This is a genomic window from Opitutales bacterium, assembly GCA_013215165.1.
GTDB lineage: Bacteria > Verrucomicrobiota > Verrucomicrobiia > Opitutales > JABSRG01 > JABSRG01.
The window spans coordinates 1-4,761 of sequence record JABSRG010000111.1 but is presented as its reverse complement, the minus strand read 5'-3'; the positions used below and the strand labels follow the sequence as shown (position 1 = coordinate 4,761).

Here is a 4,761-nt window from a genome sequence, read left to right as displayed (position 1 = left end):
AGATCATTTCATGCTTCCAACACCCACATGCCAAATACGCCGCATGAAGTCACCTTTTGCATTAGCGGAGTAATAAGCAAAACAGTGAAAAACCAATTCTGATCAAAATACATAGCGGATGCGTAAATTACGGAGCATGTGATGATACCAGACGCCACTCGATATGAAATTAGGTCGATCATTCCTTCGCGATTCAAAAGCCAAAGTGCGGTTCCAAATGCAAAGATATTGCTTATAGAGAATAAGGTGAGGTCAAATATGATGTCAGAAAACGTCTCATTGAAGTATTTCTCTACCGACTTTTTCCATGAGGTGATCTTTTCTAGAAGGCCTTTCATCAATGGGTTTATTCTTTTGGCTTCTATTGTGGTTGGTACTGCGCCTGTAACCTCATCATCAGTAATTTTTTGAATGTATCGTGTTGGGTCGGCTAGATAGGTCGCGATTTCGGCTTCAATGATAGACTTTTGATGGGGGGCTAAGAATTCCTTCACTTTCGGTTATTCTAGAAGCTCGCTCGCGATTCCGATTGACGTAGTCACTTTCGGCTCGATTGCCTGATTGATGTAGTCTCTTGCGTAATCTTTTAGGTGCTCTTGACCCAAATTCGCATATAATGCCAGTGCGGTGAACATGATCACTCCAAGTATTTGGGTTAGCTGTAGAAGTCGTTTCATTTTCTCTAACGCCAAAGCCACATGATGTTGGCTTCGTTTGAGGTTCCCTTGGTTCTGATATTGATTTCCATACGGTCGTCGCGAAAGAGGCGAGCTATTGCCGACATTGTTTGAGCGGCCTTGTTCGGATAAATCATGTCTCTGCTTTCTGGTGACACTCTAGAAAATACTCATACTTTTCTTCATTCCATTCGAACTCGATGTTCTTGGGCAGAATGCTCCGGATCTCTGGCATCTGATATCTTTCGATTTTGTAGATACAAATCATCTCTTTATCTTCTCCTGTTTCCCAGAAAGGTCGGATTCGATCTATCGGAAAATGATCCAACTCGATGTCGAACACGAGTTTGTCGTCTCGCTTGTCGTAGCACGCTACCGATCTGGATAATTCAGATTCCATTTGTTTTCTTCCGAACGTAGGGGGGGCCTTGATGGCGGCATCAGCCGACATTGGGGCCACTGGCTGAATATGGCCCGCCGGTAATGTGGGTTGGATGTTGGGATTGAAATGGCATGTTTTCTACTCTGTGACTATCTTCAGGGGGCTGTTAGGTAGGAATAATCTTCGATCAAAAGCCTATTCATACTTTCTCAGTGGCTCTGCGCCGCGAGCGAAGCGGGCGCGAGTTGAACACTGTTTTAACCACGGATTTCTGGTATGCTGTCAATCAAGTGATTAACTGGAATTGGGCTGAATATGTCTCCTTGTTAGATCTCTCAGTGCACATAGATACTGTTGATCGACTTTGTGAAATCTTCCTTATATCTAGTGAAACGATCAGCACGACACTCATACCTGATCAATACTGTTTGTCCGTCGATCGAAGACCTCAGGGTCACGACACGGCGATTTTGGTTGGATCCAGAGTATTCAACGTCGTGATATATCCAATAATGATCACCCTTTTTCAAAACTCGGCTGTCATTGAGTTTAATAAAGTTTGATTTTTGGCTCTGAGCCTCATCTATCTTCTCACGAACCGCGTCATAAAACTCATCGGCAATGCCCCCTTCGTAAACTGAGTAAGAAATCCGCCCTGCGGCATTATTTGTCGCGAATGAGTTCGCCGAAACTAAAGACTCATCGGGGTCTATCAGCTGAGGTAATGCGCCTTTCGACTTTACTAACGTCTCCACCTTTCCCTTTTCTTTGAGGATTAATACACCTCCTTGGACAAACTTCGAAGGAACATAGAAATCGCATCGTTCTTCTACGATAACAATCGTTCTTCCGCTACATGTTATTGTTATTACAGTGAATAACAGAAAAAGAAGATAATTACATTTCATCTATTCAATAATTGATGGATTGTGTGACTTCATGTCATAATATTGAAAAAGGCTAAAACGATGGTGAGCGGAGGCGAGGGTTTTCTGCTGAGCAGGGCTGCGCGTCGCCATCATACCTCATCGCAAAGCCCAGGACCCTCGTGCTCGATTCAAGCAGCATTATCGCTCCGCCCTACGCACCCACTTGGCACCCTTGTGTGAAACCTTTGCTGCCGAAAGCATTCTGCACCAACTCAGTCGCTTCGATTTTCTGACTTTGCCTCGGCTATGGGTCACGTCAAAGCGTGCCTCTCCAATCATTTAGGGCGATGGAGGGCGGCGCTTCGCCGGCGCCGGAGTGCCTCGTGTGCCCACAATTATACCCCCGTCCTTACTTAAGCCCTTCAATTCTTATTGTCGCGTCTGGTTTCATGCTTTTTGGCCAACGTCAAAAAGCAGCGGCGCCGAAGGCGCCCGCTGGATTGCCTTGTTGGGCGTCTCTGGTGAAGCAGTGCACAAAACCAACGTCTTCGAAGCCAAATTTGCGGTGTAACTTAACAGATGAGACATTCGATATTTCGACTTCAGAGCTTAATCTTGAAGCCCCTTCGATTTTTGCAATGTTGGATACGTGTTGCAGCATTACTGTGGCAACGCCTCGTTTTCTGTGTGCACTACTGACGAATATACTCTTCAAACGCAGTGTGCCATCGGAAACACGAAGTGCCCCAACCCGCCCAACCAATTGGCCATTGTAACGACAAGAAAAAAGCCTGAGCGAGTTCTGTGCAACAAGCCGTTCGAGAGTGCTTCTTATTTCGGGGAAAGCGAATCGTTGGCCGGGAAGAGAGTACACCTTTTCGTATAAATCTAGTTCACTTTCGGCAGGAATAAATTCATAGCTGGCCGGCAAAGAAGCAAAATATGGCTCGATCATAAAACCATAGGCAGGGCTATCTAGATAGTTTTGCATTTTCAGAAATTTTACCGTTTTATCTGATGAATAATGTGGGACGACATGATGACAGGTGAGACCATGTTCAGCATAGACTGTTTCAATATCCTGTAGGTAGCCCATCTCTTTATCTTCGATCGACACATACCAGGCAGCATTGCCTTCATGATGCTCTGGGTCACCTGGATTTAACACTAACTGTGCGTATCCAGTGGTAATGACCTTTAGGCCAAGGCGGGCCCATTCGAACCCTGAACGATAAACGCTTTCGATTGCATTCATTTGATCAGCCGCCCAACGGTTAATATTATATCAACGAATCGTCGTTACATCACCGTTTTTCGAGCAAGCAAAAAGTCCAAAAATCAATATATAAATATTTTTTTATCAATGGATTGTATAATTTCATGTGCATAATGTTGGAAAAAGCTAAAACGATGGTGAGCGTAGGCGAGGATTTTCTTCCGACCAGCGCTGTGCGTCGCCATCATACCTCATCGCAAAGCCCAGTACCCTCGTGCGCGCTTCAAGCAGCATTATCGCTCCGCCCTACGCACCTGCTTGGCACCCTTGCGTGAAAACTTTTCTGCTGAAAGCATTTTGCACAAATTCAGTCGCTTGGATTGTCTGACTTTGCCCAGGCTGTGGGTCACGTCAAAGCGTGCCCCTCCAATCATTGTGAGCGGTGGAGGCGGTTTCGACGACTCTCGGATCCATGGGCTCGAATAGATTGCCGCCTTCGGGGATCATTCTTGTCCTATTCAGAGACTCTGAATATCTCGTCAATGTCTCTTGCCGAATAAAGCACTCTAACGATATCCACTCCAGTATCACTTCGGTAAAAATATATCACGTAGCGCTTGAAAGGAAAACTTTTCAACCCCGGGGAGCAACTCGTCACGAGATCTACCTATCCCATCTAGCCCTGATAGATCCACGCACTTCGAGTATAGCCGATCAATGAATCCGTCAGCACGGGTAATGCTGTCGTCCGCTATATGAGCCCAAATATCCTCAAGATCTTCAACGGCTTGATCTGAGATATACAAGGGCTTAGACACCTACTTGCTCTCTTCCTTTACGCTTAATTCTCTCAACTAGCGAGGGACCAAAATCCTTCTTCTTACCGCTCTTTATTTGCTCGTGCCCAAGAAGTAACTCACTACGCAAACCATCAAGTTTTCTCTGACGCTGCCCTTCATAGTCGTGAAGTAGTCGTAACGCGTCTCGAACAACCTCCGATGACGAATTATACATCCCGCTTTGGACCTTTTCTTGGACCCATTCTTCAAGTTTTGGAGTCAGTGATACGTTCATCCACGTCAAAATGGCAAAACAACAAAGATTGTCGATGATTGTTATTTTTTAGAACGTTCGAGGTCATTCACGCGCGATAGCGCGTTGAGTCGACCCGTTATTCATGACTCAGGCTAAGGCTCGCCCCAATCTTGTTCAAGGACTGCTCGCAGTTGCTCAACAGATCCCGGGGGAAGGCGAGCCTGCAGCTCGCCCTCGATTTCCTTTAGTATCCCAACTGCTGCGCGAATAAGCTCTTCGCCCTTAGGTGTGATCACGATCGTTTTGCTGTTACGACGTTCCGTATCCAGCTCAAGTGAAACGATCTCCTTCTTCTCAAGGTTTTTGAGCATCTTGTAGACGGCCTGGCGCGTGACCCCGATTCGGCGGGCCACCTCGGAGGGATAGGTTCGACCACAGTTCAGGTTGGCCAGCATGAGAACATCTGATTGGCCAAGCCCTTGATGGTCTCCCGCTTCCAGCGCCGCTAGCCCGGATTTTGCATAAAAAAGTATCGCGAGTTGCGGTTAAACCACTGAAGGTCAGTGGATAACAAAACAAAAA

General features: G+C 46.2%; 7 protein-coding genes and 1 pseudogene. All 8 read right to left on the bottom strand.

The genetic code is table 11. The annotated features are described in order from the left end of the window. Positions 1 to 8: 8 nt before the first annotated feature. The 8 genes and pseudogenes from HRU10_14935 to HRU10_14900 all read right to left on the bottom strand — a co-directional run bounded on the left by HRU10_14935 (position 9) and on the right by HRU10_14900 (position 4,634). Positions 9 to 494: a hypothetical protein gene (locus HRU10_14935; protein NRA28527.1), complete on the bottom strand. Its 486-nt coding sequence runs from the start codon at positions 492 to 494 to the stop codon at positions 9 to 11. A 6-nt stretch (positions 495 to 500) separates the two neighbouring features. Next, positions 501 to 677, bottom strand: a complete 177-nt coding sequence (locus HRU10_14930) for a hypothetical protein (GenBank protein ID NRA28526.1) — start codon at positions 675 to 677, stop codon at positions 501 to 503. Positions 678 to 810: 133 nt separating this feature from the next. Further along, positions 811 to 1,077 carry a hypothetical protein gene (locus HRU10_14925; GenBank protein NRA28525.1) on the bottom strand — a complete coding sequence of 89 codons (267 nt, stop codon included), beginning with the start codon at positions 1,075 to 1,077 and terminating at the stop codon, positions 811 to 813. Between the two features lie 317 nt (positions 1,078 to 1,394). Continuing rightward, on the bottom strand, positions 1,395 to 1,814 hold the full coding sequence (locus HRU10_14920; protein NRA28524.1) for a hypothetical protein: 420 nt from the start codon (positions 1,812 to 1,814) through the stop codon (positions 1,395 to 1,397). Positions 1,815 to 2,394: 580 nt separating this feature from the next. Further along, positions 2,395 to 3,183: a GNAT family N-acetyltransferase gene (locus tag HRU10_14915; protein NRA28523.1), complete on the bottom strand. Its 789-nt coding sequence runs from the start codon at positions 3,181 to 3,183 to the stop codon at positions 2,395 to 2,397. Positions 3,184 to 3,658: 475 nt separating this feature from the next. Further along, positions 3,659 to 3,950: pseudogene (locus HRU10_14910) on the bottom strand (type II toxin-antitoxin system RelE/ParE family toxin). Between the two features lie 4 nt (positions 3,951 to 3,954). Continuing rightward, positions 3,955 to 4,218 carry a type II toxin-antitoxin system ParD family antitoxin gene (locus HRU10_14905; protein NRA28522.1) on the bottom strand — a complete coding sequence of 88 codons (264 nt, stop codon included), beginning with the start codon at positions 4,216 to 4,218 and terminating at the stop codon, positions 3,955 to 3,957. A gap of 113 nt (positions 4,219 to 4,331) precedes the next feature. After that, entirely contained in the window at positions 4,332 to 4,634 is a 303-nt protein-coding gene (locus HRU10_14900; protein NRA28521.1) for a winged helix-turn-helix transcriptional regulator, read from the bottom strand. Positions 4,635 to 4,761: the final 127 nt, after the last annotated feature.

Bases quoted from the DNA above. Each gene is read 5' to 3' on its own strand.
- HRU10_14925 (NRA28525.1), bottom strand. From the start codon at position 1,077: ATGGAATCTGAATTATCCAGATCGGTAGCGTGCTACGACAAGCGAGAC.
- HRU10_14905 (NRA28522.1), bottom strand. From the start codon at position 4,218: ATGAACGTATCACTGACTCCAAAACTTGAAGAATGGGTCCAAGAAAAG.
- HRU10_14900 (NRA28521.1), bottom strand. From the start codon at position 4,634: ATGCTGGCCAACCTGAACTGTGGTCGAACCTATCCCTCCGAGGTGGCC.
- HRU10_14915 (NRA28523.1), bottom strand. From the start codon at position 3,183: ATGAATGCAATCGAAAGCGTTTATCGTTCAGGGTTCGAATGGGCCCGC.
- HRU10_14930 (NRA28526.1), bottom strand. From the start codon at position 677: ATGAAACGACTTCTACAGCTAACCCAAATACTTGGAGTGATCATGTTC.